The following is a 17039-nucleotide window of genomic DNA, read 5'->3' on the forward strand; positions in this document are numbered from 1 at the left end:
GCACTTCAGCCACGTGTATTCATGATTTCGATACGGCCCGCCTGTAGGATGACCGTGGGACAAGGGAGATTGTGATGCTCGACTGGGCGTCATTGCGCAACAGACCTGACGTTCGGGAGGCGAATGGCCTCTCCTCGGCCGCGGGCGCATCCGAAACCATATCTCCGGGCAAAACAGGGATTTCGCTGGCATTGGGTGGCGGCTGTGCGCGCGGCTGGGCGCATATCGGCGTGCTGCGCGCGCTTGACGAAGCCGGCATCGAAGTGTCGATGATCGCCGGCACCTCGATCGGCGCGCTGGTCGGCGGCTGCTATGTTGCCGGCAAGCTCGACGAGCTGGAAGAATTCGCGCGCAGCCTGACCAGGCGGCGCATTTTTGGCCTTCTCGACCTCAATCTACGCGGCAGCGGCCTGTTCGGTGGCATGAAGCTCGATGCGCGGCTACGCGAGCACATAGCCGGCATCCGCTTCGAGGACCTGCCAAAACCATTCGTCTGCGTCGCTTCGGAAATCCGCACCGGCCATGAGATCTGGCTGTCGAGCGGCTCGTTGAGCACCGCAATGCGCGCCTCCTACGCGCTGCCCGGCGTGTTCGAGCCGGTCGCCTGCAATGGGCGTGTGCTGGTTGACGGCGCCCTGGTCAATCCGGTGCCGGTCTCGGTTTGCCGTGCCTACGAGCAGCCGCTCGTGGTCGCGGTGAACCTTCACTACGATCTGTTCGGCCGCGCCGCGGTGATCAAGCACAATGCCGGCGAGTTGGTCATCGAGAAAGACGCGCCGCGGGCCGGCCACGCCGATCCCGAACGCCAGTCGCGCGAGACGCGGCTCGGCATTACCGGCGTCATGGTCGAGGCCTTCAACATCATTCAGGATCGCATTTCGCGCGCCAGGCTGGCCGGCGACCCGCCGGACATATCGCTGCAGCCGAAGCTCAGCCATATCGGCCTGACCGAATTCCACCGCGCCGACGAAGCAATCCGTATCGGCTACCAGGCAACGATGGCGCAGATCGGCGACCTGACCCGGCTGCAGACCGTCCTCGCTTAGGCAGAGCGGACGGCGAGCTTCTCAGGCAAGCGCCGCGTCGACGATACGAAATTGCACCGTGCGGTTGCCGTTCCAGTGGTTGCCCGACAGCGAGCCGGCTACATGCACCGGCTTACCCCTGTTCTTGAACAGGAATTCGCCGAGCGCGGTATCGACGGCGCGAAAGGCGATCGCCTGGATGCGGCCGCCGCTTTCCGACTGCAGGTCGGCGCGGATGTGGTTGGTGCCGACCGCCCGCGCATCGACAAGCCGGTGGCGCGGCAGCGCGAACACCGGCGCGACATGCCCTGCGCCGAACGGCCCTGCCCTCTCAAGTGCATCGAGCAGCGCGAGCGTCGCGCCCTCGGCGGCAAGCGCACCGTCGATCGCCAGGCTCTCCTGCCCTTGCAGGCGGAACACGTCCACCGCCGCGCGCTCTTCGAAGAAAGCCCTGAGTTCGCCGAGCTTCGCCCGCTCGACAGTGATGCCGGCCGCCATTCCGTGGCCGCCGCCCTTGACGATAAGTCCGGCATCGGCAGCCTCGCGCACCAGCCGGCCGAGGTCGAAGCCAGACACTGAACGGCCTGAACCCGTACCGACACCGTTGGCGTTGAAGGCAATGGCAAATGCGGGCCGGCGCGCATGGTCCTTGAGCCGCGAGGCAAGCAGGCCGACAATGCCCGGGTGCCAGTTGCTGCTGGCTGTGACCACGATCGCCGGACCATTGCCGCCGGCAAGCTCGGCGTCGGTCTCTGAGCGCGCCGCGGCCAGCATCTCCTGCTCCATCGACTGCCGCTCCTGGTTGAGCCGATCCAGCGTCTCGGCGATGGTGCGGGCTTCGACCGGGTCGTCGGTTGCAAGCAGGCGGCTGCCAAGTGCTGCGTCGCCGATGCGCCCGCCGGCGTTGATGCGCGGACCGATCAGAAAGGCCAGATGGAACGTGCTGATCGGCTCGCCTATACGCGAGACCCGCGCCAACGCCGCCAGCCCTTCGTTTCTCTGCTGCCGCGCCACCTGCAGCCCCTTGATCACGAAGGCGCGGTTGACGCCGGTGAGCGGCACCACGTCGCAGACTGTGCCCAGCGCCACCAGGTCGAGCAGGGCAAGCAGGTCCGGCGGTGCGGCATCCGGCAAGCGGCCGCGCAGGATCTTCGCGGTCTGCACCAGGCAAAGGAAGACGACGCCGGCGGCACAAAGATGACCTTGGCCGGAAAGGTCGTCCTCGCGATTTGGGTTAACGACCGCAGCCGCCGCCGGCAACGGCCCGCCGACCTGATGGTGATCGAGCACCACGACGTCGGCGCCGGCGGCCTTCGCCGCATCGATGGAAGCAGCACTATTGGTGCCGCAATCGACGGTGACGATCAGCGTCGCGCCGCGCGAGACGAGTTCGCGCATCGCTTCCGGATTGGGGCCGTAACCCTCGAAGATGCGGTCCGGTATGTAGATCTCCGACGGCACCGAGAAATGCGCGAGAAAGCGCTTGAGCAGCGCCGACGAGGCGGCGCCGTCGACATCGTAATCGCCAAAGATCGCTACCTTTTCCCTGGCCGTCACCGCCTGGGCGATACGAGAGGCGGCCTTGTCCATGTCGGTCAGCGATGCCGGGTCGGGCAGCAGGTTGCGGATGGTCGGATCGAGAAACCGCTCGGTCTGCTCGGCGGTGACGCCGCGCCCGGCCAGCACGCGCGCCACGATGTCGGGCACGCCATAACCTTGCGCGATGGCGAGCGCGGCCATGTCCTGGCGCTCGGTCAGCCGGTGTTCCCAGGAAACGCCGGTGGCCGATTGCCTGACATCGAGGAAAAAGCGTCTTTCCCCCGTCACGTGATGCGCCGTCTGCAATTTGTCATTGCGCACAATATGCAACGGCTAACTGAGTCGAAATCAAAACTTTTCCAGATCCTGGTGCCTGGCCTTGATCTCGCGCACGGTCCGCGATGACGAGCGCAGCACGATCGTGTGCGTGGTGATGAAATTGTGGCCGAACTTGACGCCGGCCAGCATATTGCCGTCGGTGACGCCGGTCGCGGCAAACAGCACGTCGCCGCGTGCCATGTCTTGCGTGTGGTAGATCCGTTTGGGGTCGGAGATGCCCATCTTGGCGGCGCGCGCCAGCTTTTCCGGCGTATCGAGGATCAACCTGCCCTGCATCTGGCCACCGGTGCAGCGCAAGGCGGCAGCTGCAAGCACGCCTTCCGGCGCGCCTCCGGTGCCGAGATAAATGTCGATACCGGTCTCGTCCGGATCGGTGGTGTGGATGACCCCGGCGACATCACCGTCGCCGATCAGACGGATCGCGGCGCCGGTCGCCCGCACGGCTTCGATCAACGCGCCATGGCGTGGCCGGTCGAGAATACAGGCGGTGATCTCCGCCACCGGCACGCCCTTGGCCCTGGCGAGGCTGGCGATGTTTTCGGCCGGCGAGGCATCGATGTCGATGATGCCGTCGGCATAGCCCGGGCCGATCGCGATCTTGTCCATATAGACATCCGGCGCGAACAAAAGGCTGCCTTTTTCGGCAATGGCGATAACGGCCAATGCGTTGGGCAGGTTCTTGGCGCAGATCGTCGTGCCTTCGAGCGGATCGAGCGCGATGTCGACAGCCGGGCCTTTGCCGGTACCGACTTCCTCGCCGATATAAAGCATCGGCGCCTCGTCGCGCTCGCCCTCGCCGATCACTACCGTGCCGTTGATGGCAAGACGGTTGAGTTCCTGCCGCATGGCATCGACCGCAACCTGGTCGGCGGCTTTCTCGTCGCCGCGTCCGCGCAATCTGGCGGCCGCGACCGCGGCGCGTTCGGTGACGCGCACCAATTCCATGGTCAGTATCCGGTCGAGGCCGGCGACAATGTTCTGGGCCACATTCATCGATGGACAATCCTCGTTGGCACTTTGTTTTTATGCATGTCGTCGTCCCAAAAACCGCCGCACACGTTTGGGCGACATGCATTAGCCTCCCGCCAGAGACGCGCTCCTTGTGTCAAAGCCCCGTGACAACAGCAAGACCTGCGCTGGACCTTTTTGAAAGCGCAGCAATATCAATCGATTAAACGCAAAATGTGAGACTGCTATCCGGCCCGCTCGATGCGGATGACTTGCGGCTTGTCGGTCAGAAGGCTGTCCCTGGTGATGCCGTCGACGGCCTTACGCACCGCCGCCTCGGTCGTCTCGTGGGTCACCAGGATGACGGTCTTCTGTGCCTCGGTTTCCGGACCGGCGGCATGCTGGACGATCGATTCCAGCGAAATGTCGTTGTCAGCCATGCGCTTGGCTATTGCCGCGAAGACGCCGAGGCGGTCGTGCACGGTCAGCCGGATGAAATAACCCCCGGCATGGCTGCGCATCTGCGCCTTCTTGTAGGGCTTGAGCTCCTTCGCCGGCCGGCCGAAGACCGGACCATGCTGGAACCCAGGCCGGCTCTTAGCGATGTCGGCAATGTCGCCGATCACCGCCGATGCGGTGGCGTTGCCGCCGGCACCGGGGCCGGAGAGCAGCAATTCGCCGAGGATGTCGGTCTCGATGGCCACCGCATTGGTGACGCCGTGCACCTGCGCGATGACCGAGGCCGTCGGCACCATGGTCGGATGCACGCGCTGCTCGATGCCGCTTTCGGTGCGTTGGGCGACGCCAAGCAGCTTGATCCGGTAGCCGAGATCGCCGGCCGCGCGGATGTCGGCCTGGCTGATGTTGGAGATGCCTTCCATGTAGATATCGTTGGCGGCGATCTTCGTGCCGAAGGCAAGGCTGGTCAGGATCGACAGCTTGTGTGCGGTGTCGTGGCCCTCGATGTCGAAGGTCGGGTCGGCTTCGGCATAGCCCAACCGTTGCGCATCCTTCAGGCAGGCATCAAAGGACAGGCCCTCGGCTTCCATGCGCGTCAAAATATAATTGCAGGTACCGTTGAGAATGCCGAAAACGCGGGTCACCGAATTGCCGGCCATCGCCTCGCGCATCGTCTTGATGACCGGAATGCCGCCTGCCACCGCCGCTTCGTAGTTGAGCAGCACACCCCTCTTTTCTGCGATCTCGGCCAGTGAGACGCCGTGCTTGGCAAGCAATGCCTTGTTTGCGGTAACGACATGTCGGCCGGCCTCGAGCGCCGCTTTGACGGACGAGCGCGACGGGCCTTCGTCGCCGCCGATCAACTCGACGAAGACATCTATCTCGGCGATCTGCGCCATCTTGACGGCATCGTCGAACCACTGTGCCGTACCAAGATCGACGCCGCGGTCGCGTTTGGGATCGCGGGCCGAAACCGCCGACACCACGATGTCGCGTCCGCACTGCCGCGTCAGTTCGGCCGCCTTGTCGCGCAGCACACGGGCCACAGACGCACCGACGGTGCCGAGGCCGGCAATTCCAACACGCAACGCTTCAGCCATGTCCGGCGACGCCCCTCAACAATTCGGTCGATGTGTATAAGATCAGCGATGCGCGGCGAGCGGTACGACATTATTCGGCTGCTTGGCGCTGGATGCGAGGAAGCGCTTAATGTTGCGCGCCGCTTGCCGGATCCGATGCTCGTTTTCGACCAGCGCGATGCGCACGTGATCGTCGCCATGCTCGCCGAAGCCGACGCCCGGCGCCACCGCGACGTCGGCGTGCTCGATCAGGAGCTTGGAGAACTCAAGCGAGCCAAGGTGCTTGAACGGCTCCGGGATCGGCGCCCAGGCGAACATCGATGCCGCCGGTGCGGGAATGGTCCAGCCGGCACGGCTGAAGGAGTCGACCATGACATCGCGGCGTTTGCGGTAGACGTCGCGCACTTCGGCGATGTCGGCGCCGTCGCCGTTAAGCGCATGCGCCGCCGCCACCTGGATCGGCGTGAAGGCGCCGTAGTCGAGATAGGATTTCACCCGCGTCAGCGCCGAGATCAGCCGTTCATTGCCGACCGCAAAACCCATGCGCCAGCCCGGCATCGAAAAGGTCTTCGACATCGAGGTGAACTCGACGGCGACGTCTATGGCGCCCGGCACCTGCAGCACCGAAGGCGGCGGATTGCCGTCGAAATAGATTTCCGAATAGGCAAGGTCCGACAGGATGATGATGTCGTTCTTCCTGGCGAAGGCCACCACCTCCTTGTAGAAATCGAGCGAAGCGACCAGTGCCGTCGGGTTGGACGGATAATTGAGGATTAGTGCCAGCGGCTTCGGGATCGAATGGCGGATGCCGCGCTCCAGGGCCGGGATAAAGCCGTCGTCCGGCTCGACCTGCAGCGAGCGGATGACGCCGCCCGACATAATGAAGCCGAAGGCGTGGATCGGATAGGTCGGATTGGGGCACAGGATCACGTCGCCGGGGGCGGTGATCGCCTGCGCCATATTGGCGAAGCCCTCCTTCGAGCCGAGCGTCGCCACCACCTGGCTGTCCGGGTCGAGCTTCACGCCGAAGCGGCGGGCATAGTAGTTGGCCTGTGCACGGCGCAGACCCGGAATGCCGCGCGACGACGAATATCGGTGCGTGCGCGGATCGCGCACCACCTCGCATAATTTGTCGACGATGGCCTTGGGCGTCGGCAGGTCCGGATTGCCCATGCCAAGATCGATGATGTCGGCGCCGCGCGAACGGGCGCTGGCCTTCAGCCGGTTGACCTGTTCGAAGACATAGGGCGGAAGCCGGCGGACCTTGTGAAATTCTTCCATGGCAGTTCCAGACAGTGAGGTTGCGGTCGCGCGTATAAGCTTATTTGCAACTAGGGTCGAGAGCGGGGTCGCATTTGCCTTCGATCTGCTTCAGCGCCTCGGCGCCGTGTTTTTTTGCCAGCTGGTCCAGCGCTGCCTGGTCCGCAACCTTGACGCCGCCGCCCTTGGCGGCCTGGCTCTGCTTCTCGGCCTTCAGTTGGGCGAGCTTGGCGTTCTTTTCCTCGTCGGTGAATTGCTCGGCCGCCACCTGCGGCCGGATGTTCAGGTTCGGATAGGAACCGGTGTCCTTCGCGCCGACAAGGCCGGTGGCGGGCGCCGCACCTTCCATGTTGCTGCTCGTGCAACCGGCCATCGTCAACATGACGAGCGCCATGCGGCAAAAACGACCAGTGCCGGAAAAAACGTTCTTGCCAATATTAATCGTCATATTGTTTTCCTGGCGGCCGGGTTAGAGCACATTGGACCCTGTTCGATATCCCATGGTAATATGTCAACAAAACGCTTCGGGAGGAACCCCGCGAACCATGGCCAAAACACCCGATTCGGGCAAAGCGGAAGATGACCAACCTTCGACCGTCGAGCAATATCTGGTGAAGGACCCGGAACGCTTCGCTCTGAACATGGCCCGCATGATCGAGCAGGCCGGCAAAGCCGCCTCGGCATGGGCCGAGCCGCGGGAAAAGGGCGAGGTACGCGATCACGTCGCCGAGCCGGTCGTCGACATGGTGAAGACGTTCTCCAAGCTCACCGAGTACTGGCTCTCCGACCCGCAGCGCGCGCTGGAGGCGCAAACGCGGCTGTTTTCCGGCTACATGACCGTCTGGGCCAATGCTGTCCAGCGCGTCGGCGCCGGCGCCGAGGACGCGGTCAAGCCCGAGCGCGGCGACAAGCGTTTCCAGGACCCGGAATGGGGCCGCAACGCCTTCTTCGATTTCCTCAAACAGGCGTATCTGGTCACCTCGCGCTGGGCGGCCGAACTGGTCGAGCACGCCGACGGCCTGGACGAGCATACCCGCCACAAGGCCGGCTTTTATGTCAAGCAGGTGTCCAATGCCATCTCGCCGTCGAATTTCATCCTGACCAATCCGGAATTGTTTCGCGAGACTGTCGCCTCGAACGGTGAAAACCTGGTGCGCGGCATGAAGATGCTCGCCGAGGACATCGCCGCGGGCAAGGGTGACCTGAAGCTGCGGCAGGCAGATTATTCGCCCTTCGAGATCGGCAAGAATCTCGCCGCCACGCCGGGTAAGGTGGTCGGCCGCAGCGACGTCGCCGAAATCCTGCAATACGAGCCGACTACCGACACCGTGCTCAAGCGGCCGCTGCTGATCTGCCCGCCATGGATCAACAAATACTACATCCTCGATCTCAACCCGCAAAAATCCTTCATTCGCTGGGCGGTCGAGCAAGGCCACACCGTGTTCGTAATCTCCTGGATCAACCCGGACGAGCGGCACGGCGCCAAGAGTTGGGAGGCCTATATCAGGGAGGGCCTGCAATACGGCCTCGACACGATCGAGAAGGCAACCGGCGAAAGGCAGGTCAACGCCATCGGCTATTGCGTCGGCGGCACGCTTCTGGCGGCGGCCCTGGCGCTGATGGCGCAGGAAGGCGACCACCGCATCAAATCCGCCACCTTCTTCACGACCCAGGTCGATTTCACCTATGCCGGCGATCTAAAAGTGTTCGTCGACGAGGAGCAGGTCGCGGCCGTCGAGAAGGCGATGAACGAGAAAGGCTATCTCGACGGCACCAAGATGGCGACCGCCTTCAACATGCTGCGCTCGGGCGACCTGATCTGGCCCTATGTCGTCAACAACTACATGCGAGGCAAGGATCCCCTGCCCTTCGACCTGCTCTACTGGAATGCCGATTCGACCCGCATGGGCGCTGCCAACCATTCCTTCTATTTGCGCAATTGCTATCTCGAGAACAGGCTCTCGCAAGGCATGATGGAACTGGCGGGCCGCACGGTTTCGCTGAAGGACGTTACCATTCCGGTCTACAACCTCGCCTCTAAGGAGGACCACATCGCGCCGGCGCTATCGGTATTCCTCGGCTCGAAATATTTCGGCGGCGAGGTCGACTACGTCATGGCCGGCTCCGGCCACATCGCCGGGGTCGTCAATCCGCCGGCGGCGCAGAAATATCAATACTGGACCGGCGGCAAGCCGGCCGGCGACTTTGACAAATGGCTCGCCGGGGCCACAGCCCACCCCGGTTCCTGGTGGCCGCACTGGCAACGCTGGATCGAAGCCAAGGACAATACCCGCGTTCCGGCCCGCAAACCGGGCGAGCACATGCAAGTTCTAGGCGAAGCCCCCGGCACCTATGTCAAGGTGCGCGTGTAACCATCTGTAATGTGTGGTGAGTTGACGCGCCGCCAAAAGCGGGCGAAATGGTGCCGTCAACCCTGAGCAGCCTTGATTCATCCTCTAGCCGCCAAATTACTTTGAGGCTTGCAGATTTGACACAGGTCTCGTTTCCGGTTCGGGGAACAAGGGTCATTTCGACGAGACGTTTCGGCGCCGCGCCAATGACGAACCGGTCGGATATCGAGGGGGAATTTTGTTTTGAGATCAGCAGGATCGCGCCTCGCGAAGGGAGAAAGCCGCGCCATTGTGGCGGCGCTTTTCTCGGTGCTCCTGGCGTCCTGCACCTCGGCCGGCGACCCGACCATGTCGGTCGGCATGCCAGGCTACAATACCTCGGCTACCGAAATCAGCACGGCCGCCGGTGCGCCCCAGGCCAGCACGGCCGCATTATCGTCGCAGATGACAACCGCACAAATGACGATGAATGCCGACGGTGACGCCAACCTTCCCGAGCAGGTCGCCTATGTGCCAATAGCCAAGCCAGGGGCCAAGCCCGATGCCGGCTTCCCGATCGCCGTTCCAACGGCAGCCGAGACGATCGCGGGACACACGCCGCAGCCGCTGCAACCAAACGCCCAGACGGCCGAACAGGCCGTGGCACAAAACAGTGCTGATGCATCGAAGCCCGACGCCAAGGCCGCCGCGCCGGCGATGAACAACCCGGTCTATGTAACCGCCGGCGAGATGCCGCAGCCACAGGCCTACGCACCGAAGAAAAACTTCCTAGCCTCGCTGTTCAGCGCCACCCCCGCTTCGGCAGCATCGCCGGCCAACAGCAGATCGGGCGGGCAGCCAACGGCCGTGCAGGCCAAGGCGACGCCTGCGGCGAAACCCACCGTTACCTTGGCCTCGGCCAATCCGGCTGAAAAGCCGGTGCAGTTGGTGTCGACCGGCGATACCAGCCATTTCACGGCCGATGCGCTGCCCGGAGTGCGCCAGACGGCGTTGTTCGAGATCAAGCGCAAATCCGGCCTCGACGATGAGAGCGACGTCGATCTCAACGAAGACGAAGGTTCGGGTGGTGCCTACCAGGTCGCCTCCGCCGCCGGCCTCGCCAGGCTCGCGCCCAACGGCCTCCTGAAACAGAACGAAAGCGTCGATGTCGCCTGCTTGAAGCCGTCGCTGGTTCGCGTGCTGAAGACGATCGAAGGCCATTACGGCCGCAAGATGACGGTCACCTCCGGCTATCGCGACCCGGCCCGCAACCGCCGCGCCAACGGCGCCAAGAATTCGCTGCACATGTACTGCGCCGCCGCCGACATCCAGGTCCCCGGCGTCTCGAAATGGGAACTGGCGAGCTATATCCGCACCATGCCGGGCCGCGGCGGCGTCGGCACCTACTGCCACACCGAATCCGTCCATGTCGATGTCGGCCCCGAGCGCGACTGGAACTGGCGTTGCCGCAGGCGCGGCTAGGGAGAGGTTCTTCGGCCACAGCGAAGTCCCCTCGGCGACGTTGCAGCATGCTGCAAAACCACCTTGGCTGTCGGAAAGACGCGGTTTGGAGCCAAAGGAAAAAAGTTGTCGCAGCCGGCGGCAGACGGGTTGCCGGTTTGCCGCGACGCAACTATAAGCGCTCACATCTGAGCGCGCCCATCGTCTAGCGGTCAGGACACCGCCCTTTCACGGCGGTAACAGGGGTTCGATTCCCCTTGGGCGTACCAGCAATTTCAACTCGGCATATGTCTATCGCCAGCGTGACGCTGGCAAACTTGGCCGGACCCCACCCACTCTGATGGGGGTGTCAGCAAAGGGCGAAGACAAACTGCGGATTGTGCCCAGGGCTCCCTACGCCCGCAGCCCCCTCGCCTCGCCGCCGCGCTTGCGCGGAGGAACCATCATGTCCCTGGCAAGCAGGCCGCTCACCCGGCAAAAGGCCATGAAGGCCCGCCATGCGTCTTCGGTCTCGACGATGTCCACCGTGGCGCCAAAACAGGCATTGAACGCAGCCTGGTAGGTTGGCCCCTTCCGGCGAACCGGCCACGTTTGCAGGAAATCGAGCGCCTGCTCGACACTGTAGATTTCCTCGACCGGCTGGCTGGGCACAGGCGCGATACGCACCGGCACCGCAAATTGCAGTCTGTCCATTCGACCTCTCCCGAACCGACACCCCCGCAGCAACATCGTTCGGCATAAAAAGTTGCCGTGGCGGCTTCATGCTTGGGCCGACTTCTCGCCTAGAAATGTGTCGTCACTGCGGTAGCCAAATGAACCGGTCGGGAGCATGGGCAGCTACAGGCAAGGAGAGTGCCCCAAAGACCTGAATATCGCCGGTCTTCGGTCGTCGCCGGCAGTTCGTCCTTGAACCTTGCGCCTTCCAGTGCCAAATCTGGGGAGATTTCTCTGGCGGGGGCTCATCCAGCCCTCGCATCCCTGCAAGACGGACAAAAATGGTCACCTATCTCGACGCCGCCACGGCACCGCTCAGAAACACCGGCCAGATCCGTCTTTACGACGAGGAAGGCTTTATCGGCATGCGCAAGGCTTGCGATCTCACCGCGCGCTGCCTCGACGAACTGGTATCGATGGTGGCGCCCGGCGTCACCACCGAAGCGATCGATCGCTTCGTCTTCGAGTTCGGCATGGACCATGGCGCGCTTCCGGCGACACTCAACTACCGCGGCTACACGAAATCATCCTGCACCTCGATCAACCACGTCGTCTGTCACGGCATACCCGACAGCAAGCCGTTGAAGGATGGCGATATCGTCAATATCGACGTCACCTATATACTCGACGGCTGGCATGGCGACTCCTCACGCATGTATCCGGTGGGCACGATCAAGCGTGCCGCGGAGCGGCTGCTCGAAGTCACGTATGAGTGCCTGATGCGCGGCATCGCGGCAATCAAGCCGGGCGCCCGCACCGGCGCCATCGGCGCCGCCATCCAGACCTACGCCGAAGCCGAGCGTTGCTCGGTGGTGCGCGATTTCTGCGGCCACGGCGTCGGCCGGCTGTTTCACGACGCGCCGAACATCCTGCATTACGGCAGCGCCAGCGAAGGCGTCGAGATGCGGCCGGGCATGATCTTCACCGTCGAGCCGATGATCAATCTCGGCCGGCCGCATGTGAAAGTGCTGTCGGACGGCTGGACCGCGGTGACGCGTGACCGTTCGCTTTCGGCGCAGTACGAACACACGATCGGCGTCACCGAAACCGGCTGCGAGATCTTCACGCTGTCGCCAAAAAACCTCGACCGCCCCGGCCTGCGGGCCTAGTGTCTGGCAGATCGGGCGTTACCTTGCCCGGCAAATGCTGGGTGGGCAGCCATGAACGGTGACGACGACGAGCGGGCCTTCTTTCCCGAAAGGCCGGTGCGGTCGCCTGCGAAGGCGGTGGCCGCCGACAAGCCGCATTATCTCGGCCATCGCGACCGCTTGCGCGAGCGCTTCGCCGCCAGTCCTAACACCCTCCCCGACTACGAACTGCTCGAGCTTCTATTGTTCCGGCTGATCCCGCGCGCCGACACCAAGCCGGTCGCCAAGGCCTTGCTGGCACGCTTCGGTACATTGGCCGAGGTCCTCGGCGCGCCCGTCGAGCGCCTGCAGGAAGTGAAGGGCATCGGCCCGATGGTGGCGCTCGACCTCAAGGTGGTTGCGGCAACGGCGCAACGCATGGCGCGCGGCGAGATCGCCGGCCGCGAGCTGTTGTCGACCTGGACGCAGGTTCTCGAATACTGTCGGTCGGTGATGGCCTTCGAGGAGCGCGAGCAGTTCCGCATCCTGTTCCTCGACAAGAAAAACGCGCTGATCGCCGACGAAGTGCAGCAGGTCGGCACCGTCGACCACACACCGGTCTATCCGCGCGAGGTGGTCAGGCGCGCCCTGGAGCTCTCTGCCACGGCGATCATTCTGGCGCATAATCATCCGTCGGGAGACCCGACGCCGTCGCGCGCCGACATCGAGATGACCAAGCTGATCATAGAGACGGCCAAACCGCTTGGCATTGCCGTTCACGACCACATCATCATCGGCAGGAAAGGCCACTCCAGCATGAAGGGCCTGCTGCTGATCTGAGGTTTGGCGTTGTTTTCAGCTTTGTCCGCTGTGCGCCTATGTACCGCAACCTCAAGGCGATCGGCTCGATAAATTCTGGCGCCGAGGCTCAGCTGGCCGTGCGCAGGCGCCGCGATCGGACAAATGTCTTAAGTCCCTCGGAGTCTAACGGGTGGCCGAAGGCATAACCCTGCAATATGTCGCAGCCCAGGCCCTTGAGTAGCCGTGCGTGCTGCATCGTCTCGACGCCTTCCGCCACGACCTCGATACCCAGCGATTTGCCGATTTCGATGATCGACGAGACAACCTGCCTTCTCTGCGGCGATTTGACGATTGGGGTGACCAGCTGCCGATCTATCTTCAGCCGGCGCGGCTGCAACTTCAGCAAACTGACCATCGAAGCGTAGCCGGTACCAAAATCGTCTATTTCGATGTCAATCCCCAGTTCTTTTATTTGCTCGATGTTCCACGTGACAAGATCGTCGTTCTCGTCCAGGAAAATCGACTCAACAAGCTCGAACGAAACTGTTCCTCTCTTGATATCTTGTTCTCGCAGGCTCTTGATAAGCTCCTCGTCTTGAAGGCGCCTCGCCGAGACATTGACCGACACCCGTGGAATGTTAAGTTTTGCAGCGGACCACTCTTCGAAATCCGAAAGCGATTGCTTCAATATGGCTTGGTCGATGATCGAGACGACGTTCAGTTCTTCCGCAATCCTCAGGAAGATGTCGGGCGCCAAAATACCCTTTACTGGATGTTGCCACCTCGCCAGCGCCTCAACCCCAACGATTTCGAGCGTCTTTGCGTCAAATTGGGGCTGGTAGAACGGGATGAACTCGTTGCGCTCGAGGCCGCCGAGAATTTCGTCGGCAATCCGTTTTGTATCGACGATTTCGCTTTGCATCGCGTCAGTGAAGAATTCGTATCGATTGCGCCCTCGGCTCTTTGCTCGGTAAAGCGCGATATCTGCGTTCACCAGCAGGTGTTTGGCTTCGACATCTTTTCCGTTGTCGACAGCTATACCCACGCTGACGCCAAAACGGCACCGGTGGCCCTGATAATAGACGGGCTCGCGCATCTGGCTGATGACCCGATCGGCAAGCAGCGCCAGTTGCTTGGTATCGTCGCGTACCACGCACAGAACGATGAATTCGTCTCCTCCAATGCGGGCGACGAATCCTTCGTCGCCGACCTTCGATCTGAGGACTGTCGACGCGTGAACCAGCATCGCGTCACCGGCGGCGTGGCCCAGCGTATCGTTGATGTGCTTGAACCGATCCAGATCGATGTGAAGCAGTGCCGCACGCCCGCCTGAGCGCCTGGCGTTTGCCGCGTAGTCTTCCAGTACCTGGTCGAGGTAACGCCGGTTGGGCAAGCCGGTCAGCGAGTCATGAAGCGCAATGTGCTCTATGCGCGCCTTGGCCGACTCGAGTTCTGCATTTTTCGACTCCGACAGCTGTTTTGCGCGAACCAGATCCTTGTTCAGCAGGACGTCGGCAGTCACGTCCCATTCCGCGCCGATCATTTTTGGGGTGTCGTTTGTGGCCCGGTAAAGGATCGCCTTGGACCGGACATGACGGACCTCGCCATTCGGGCGCACAATCCGGTACTCCGACAAATATGGTCGTCCGCTGGCCACCGCCGTATCGAAATCTGCGTTGGCGCCAGCCAGATCATCTGGATGGATCGCTCCCGCCCAGTCTGTGTAGCCCCGGTGCTCCCCCGCTGGTTTGCCATATATTTCATTGACGCGTTCATCCCATGTAAGCTCGTTGGTCGCGAGATCGTGTTCCCAAACCCCGATAGCCGAAGCTTCCAGAGCGAGTTCGAGGCGTCGTGACAATCGGCGCAATTCCGCATAATTGCGCTGTCTTTCGCCTATCAGACGACCAGTGACCAGGAAAGGGAACACAACCAAGGCCCCGGCCGTCGCCATGATCGCGCGCAACAACCATGCGTTACTTGGCGTCGAAGGCCAGCCGTTCTCGGGAATGGCAGCGAGCTGCCACGAGCCGGAAGGAAGCAAAACGTCAGCCGTCACCGGATCGCTTTTGCTGATCTCCTCATTGCCGTAGAATTGACCACCTCGGTGACCGAGGGCGTCCCTGCCGATCAGCGCTACGTCGATCCCGAGATCGTCGTCAAGCATGCCGCTCGCTTTGTAAAGGCGCTGCACGTCGACAACGGCTGAAATAATGCCCCAGAACCTTTCCGTGTTGCCCGCGCTGGGCACGAAAACCGGAAAGCGGCCGATGAAGCCTTGTCCCCCCTGCTTCAGCTCGACGGGACCGGCAAGCACCAGCTTGCGTTCATCTCGCGCCCTCAGCGCAGCCGCACGCTGCCGCTCGTTCTTGCGGTAGTCCAGGCCCATCGCCTGCTCATTACCCTCCATCGGGTACATCAGGGAAACGACCAGATCGGGCGCGCCGGCAATATTGTTCAATTGCGAGTCGGCGCCAAATAGATTGCTCGCCAGCGAGGCGAAGCGTTGCTGTCCCATATAAGGCTCGGTCACGACGGCGGCGACCAATCCACGCACGAGTTGAAGGTTTCCGTTGATATTGCCTTCGAGCTTGGCGCGGATGAGATTGACCTTGGTCAACACGTCCGCACGGACGGCCTGGTCCGAGACGACTTTGTTCTGGTGCTCCGCGAACGCGGCGCTGATAAGTATGACGACAAGCGCGATCGCCGCCGGAATATTTGCCGACGAAAAGACGACCTCCTTGATGCCGCCGAACTTAGCGCGGAAAAAAGCCAATAGGCGATTCCTCAAGTGCCATTTCAGGTTCCCGGGTCGACCCGATGAGGAAACATTAGCTTTCAATGTTTAATGTCACCTTCACGCTCCTTAGAGCTTTGCGCTTTCCGACCCGTTGCTGATGCTGCAGGCCCGAGCGGTTGGAGCCAGCTGCCGACTTCCACTGACATGGTCCCACTGATTGAGTTGAGATGCGCTGGCGCCGGCGATCCTTCGGAAGATCGAGGAGCGCGAGCGATTGCAAACTTCGACGCTCCGACCCGAGTACTCAGGAGCGTCGACCTGGACTAGTGCCCCTCGATCGCCTTGGGAGACACAAGGTATGGTATCTTGCCGATGCTGCGCTTCGTCGCGCCAATGGAATAGGCCATCGGTATCTTGGGAGAGTTCTCTGGCAGGCCGTACATATCCTTGCCGGCCCGCACGGCAAATGAAAAGTGCTGCCACGAAACAGTGTCATGCTCATTGAGAAAATCGAGCGTCAGACCAGCTGAAATCAGCGCATTCACCACGTCACTGATCGGGTGGATCCATTCATAATAGCGAGGATGCTTCAAGATGCGGTCATCGCCGGTGTAGGTCAGTTCCTCGTTCCAGGCGAGCGGTCGAGCTATCGGCGTTCGCCAGTCGTGCTTCAATTCCAGGGCCGCGGCCTTTCGATCGCACTGAAACATCAATGGATGGCCCTCGGCCATGTAGAGACGGCCGCCGGGTCTCAGGAGGTCGGCAACCACCCGCGCCCAACGGAAAACGTCGTCCAGCCAGTTTACCGAGCCCCATGTAACGTAAGCGATGTCAAAGGTCCGACCGAGCGCTTCCACCGCTTCGAACAGTGGCGCTTCCACGAAGCGCACGTCGGTGCCTGCCTTCGCAGCAAAATCCCGCGCCGCCGCGATCGCCGCCGGTGAAAAGTCGAGCCCCGTCACACTGCCTGCGCCGAGATTCTTCAGGCTGATCGTGTCGAGGCCGATGTGACACTGCAGGTGGACGATATCCTTGCCGGCAATATCGCCGACCTCGCGCGTTTCCAGCTCGTAGAGATTGGATCCGCCGGCCAGCACATTCTCGATGTGGTAGCTGCCCGTTGTGTCGGTCGAGTGCAGTTCGGCCCGATCATCCCAATTAAGGCGGTTCGCACCCAAAAACCGTTCCAAATTCCCCCCACCCCTGACTGACGCATGGTAAACAAGTCGTTAAACTACCTTTGCAGCGAAAGTATCGCGCGTCAATCCGGACCG

Annotated in this window: 13 protein-coding genes and 1 tRNA gene; 6 read left to right on the forward strand and 8 right to left on the reverse strand. The window is 62.2% G+C overall.

All coding sequences use genetic code 11. The features are described 5' to 3' along the window. Nucleotides 1-74: 74 nt before the first annotated feature. Complete coding sequence (locus NKI63_RS10010; RefSeq protein WP_352689962.1) at nt 75-1046, forward strand: patatin family protein; 972 nt, start codon at nt 75-77, stop codon at nt 1044-1046. Between the two features lie 21 nt (nt 1047-1067). Here NKI63_RS10010 and recJ read toward each other — a convergent pair whose 3' ends face one another. The 5 genes from recJ to NKI63_RS10035 form a co-directional block, all read right to left on the reverse strand. Then, the gene (gene recJ, locus NKI63_RS10015; RefSeq protein WP_352689961.1) at nt 1068-2852 is read right to left on the reverse strand and encodes a single-stranded-DNA-specific exonuclease RecJ; all 1785 of its coding nucleotides are present in this window, start codon (nt 2850-2852) and stop codon (nt 1068-1070) included. Nucleotides 2853-2912: 60 nt separating this feature from the next. Next, nucleotides 2913-3896: a class II fructose-bisphosphatase gene (gene glpX / locus NKI63_RS10020; protein WP_352689960.1), complete on the reverse strand. Its 984-nt coding sequence runs from the start codon at nt 3894-3896 to the stop codon at nt 2913-2915. Nucleotides 3897-4096: 200 nt separating this feature from the next. After that, complete coding sequence (locus NKI63_RS10025; RefSeq protein WP_352508757.1) at nt 4097-5410, reverse strand: homoserine dehydrogenase; 1314 nt, start codon at nt 5408-5410, stop codon at nt 4097-4099. 42 nt (nt 5411-5452) lie between these two features. Next, on the reverse strand, nt 5453-6670 hold the full coding sequence (locus NKI63_RS10030; RefSeq protein WP_254818358.1) for an LL-diaminopimelate aminotransferase: 1218 nt from the start codon (nt 6668-6670) through the stop codon (nt 5453-5455). Between the two features lie 40 nt (nt 6671-6710). Next, nucleotides 6711-7097 carry a hypothetical protein gene (locus NKI63_RS10035; RefSeq protein WP_254818357.1) on the reverse strand — a complete coding sequence of 129 codons (387 nt, stop codon included), beginning with the start codon at nt 7095-7097 and terminating at the stop codon, nt 6711-6713. Between the two features lie 97 nt (nt 7098-7194). Here NKI63_RS10035 and phaC point away from each other — a divergent pair, with 97 nt between their 5' ends. The 3 genes from phaC (at nt 7195) to NKI63_RS10050 (ending at nt 10709) form a co-directional block, all read left to right on the forward strand. After that, complete coding sequence (gene phaC / locus NKI63_RS10040; protein ID WP_352508758.1) at nt 7195-9021, forward strand: class I poly(R)-hydroxyalkanoic acid synthase; 1827 nt, start codon at nt 7195-7197, stop codon at nt 9019-9021. A 327-nt stretch (nt 9022-9348) separates the two neighbouring features. After that, complete coding sequence (locus NKI63_RS10045; RefSeq protein ID WP_352508768.1) at nt 9349-10461, forward strand: YcbK family protein; 1113 nt, start codon at nt 9349-9351, stop codon at nt 10459-10461. A 173-nt stretch (nt 10462-10634) separates the two neighbouring features. Beyond that, nucleotides 10635-10709 (forward strand) — tRNA-Glu (locus tag NKI63_RS10050). 124 nt (nt 10710-10833) lie between these two features. Here the strand turns inward: NKI63_RS10050 and NKI63_RS10055 are convergent. Then, complete coding sequence (locus NKI63_RS10055) at nt 10834-11133, reverse strand: DUF982 domain-containing protein (protein ID WP_254818355.1); 300 nt, start codon at nt 11131-11133, stop codon at nt 10834-10836. A 302-nt stretch (nt 11134-11435) separates the two neighbouring features. On the opposite strand from NKI63_RS10055, the gene map reads away from it, so the two are divergent. Together map and radC are read left to right on the forward strand one after the other, a co-directional pair. Beyond that, nucleotides 11436-12263, forward strand: coding sequence for a type I methionyl aminopeptidase (gene map, locus NKI63_RS10060; protein WP_254818354.1), 828 nt, complete (start codon nt 11436-11438; stop codon nt 12261-12263). Nucleotides 12264-12314: 51 nt separating this feature from the next. Continuing rightward, nucleotides 12315-13061: a RadC family protein gene (gene radC, locus NKI63_RS10065; RefSeq protein WP_254818353.1), complete on the forward strand. Its 747-nt coding sequence runs from the start codon at nt 12315-12317 to the stop codon at nt 13059-13061. Between the two features lie 88 nt (nt 13062-13149). Here the strand turns inward: radC and NKI63_RS10070 are convergent, their stop codons facing one another. Both NKI63_RS10070 and NKI63_RS10075 read right to left on the reverse strand, forming a co-directional pair. Further along, nucleotides 13150-15729, reverse strand: coding sequence for a bifunctional diguanylate cyclase/phosphodiesterase (locus NKI63_RS10070; RefSeq protein WP_352508769.1), 2580 nt, complete (start codon nt 15727-15729; stop codon nt 13150-13152). Between the two features lie 359 nt (nt 15730-16088). Then, entirely contained in the window at nt 16089-16943 is an 855-nt protein-coding gene (locus tag NKI63_RS10075) for a class I SAM-dependent methyltransferase (protein WP_352479767.1), read from the reverse strand. Between the last annotated feature and the right edge of the window lie 96 nt (nt 16944-17039).

The organism is Mesorhizobium sp. M0410 (genome assembly GCF_040321435.1).
Taxonomy (GTDB): domain Bacteria; phylum Pseudomonadota; class Alphaproteobacteria; order Rhizobiales; family Rhizobiaceae; genus Mesorhizobium.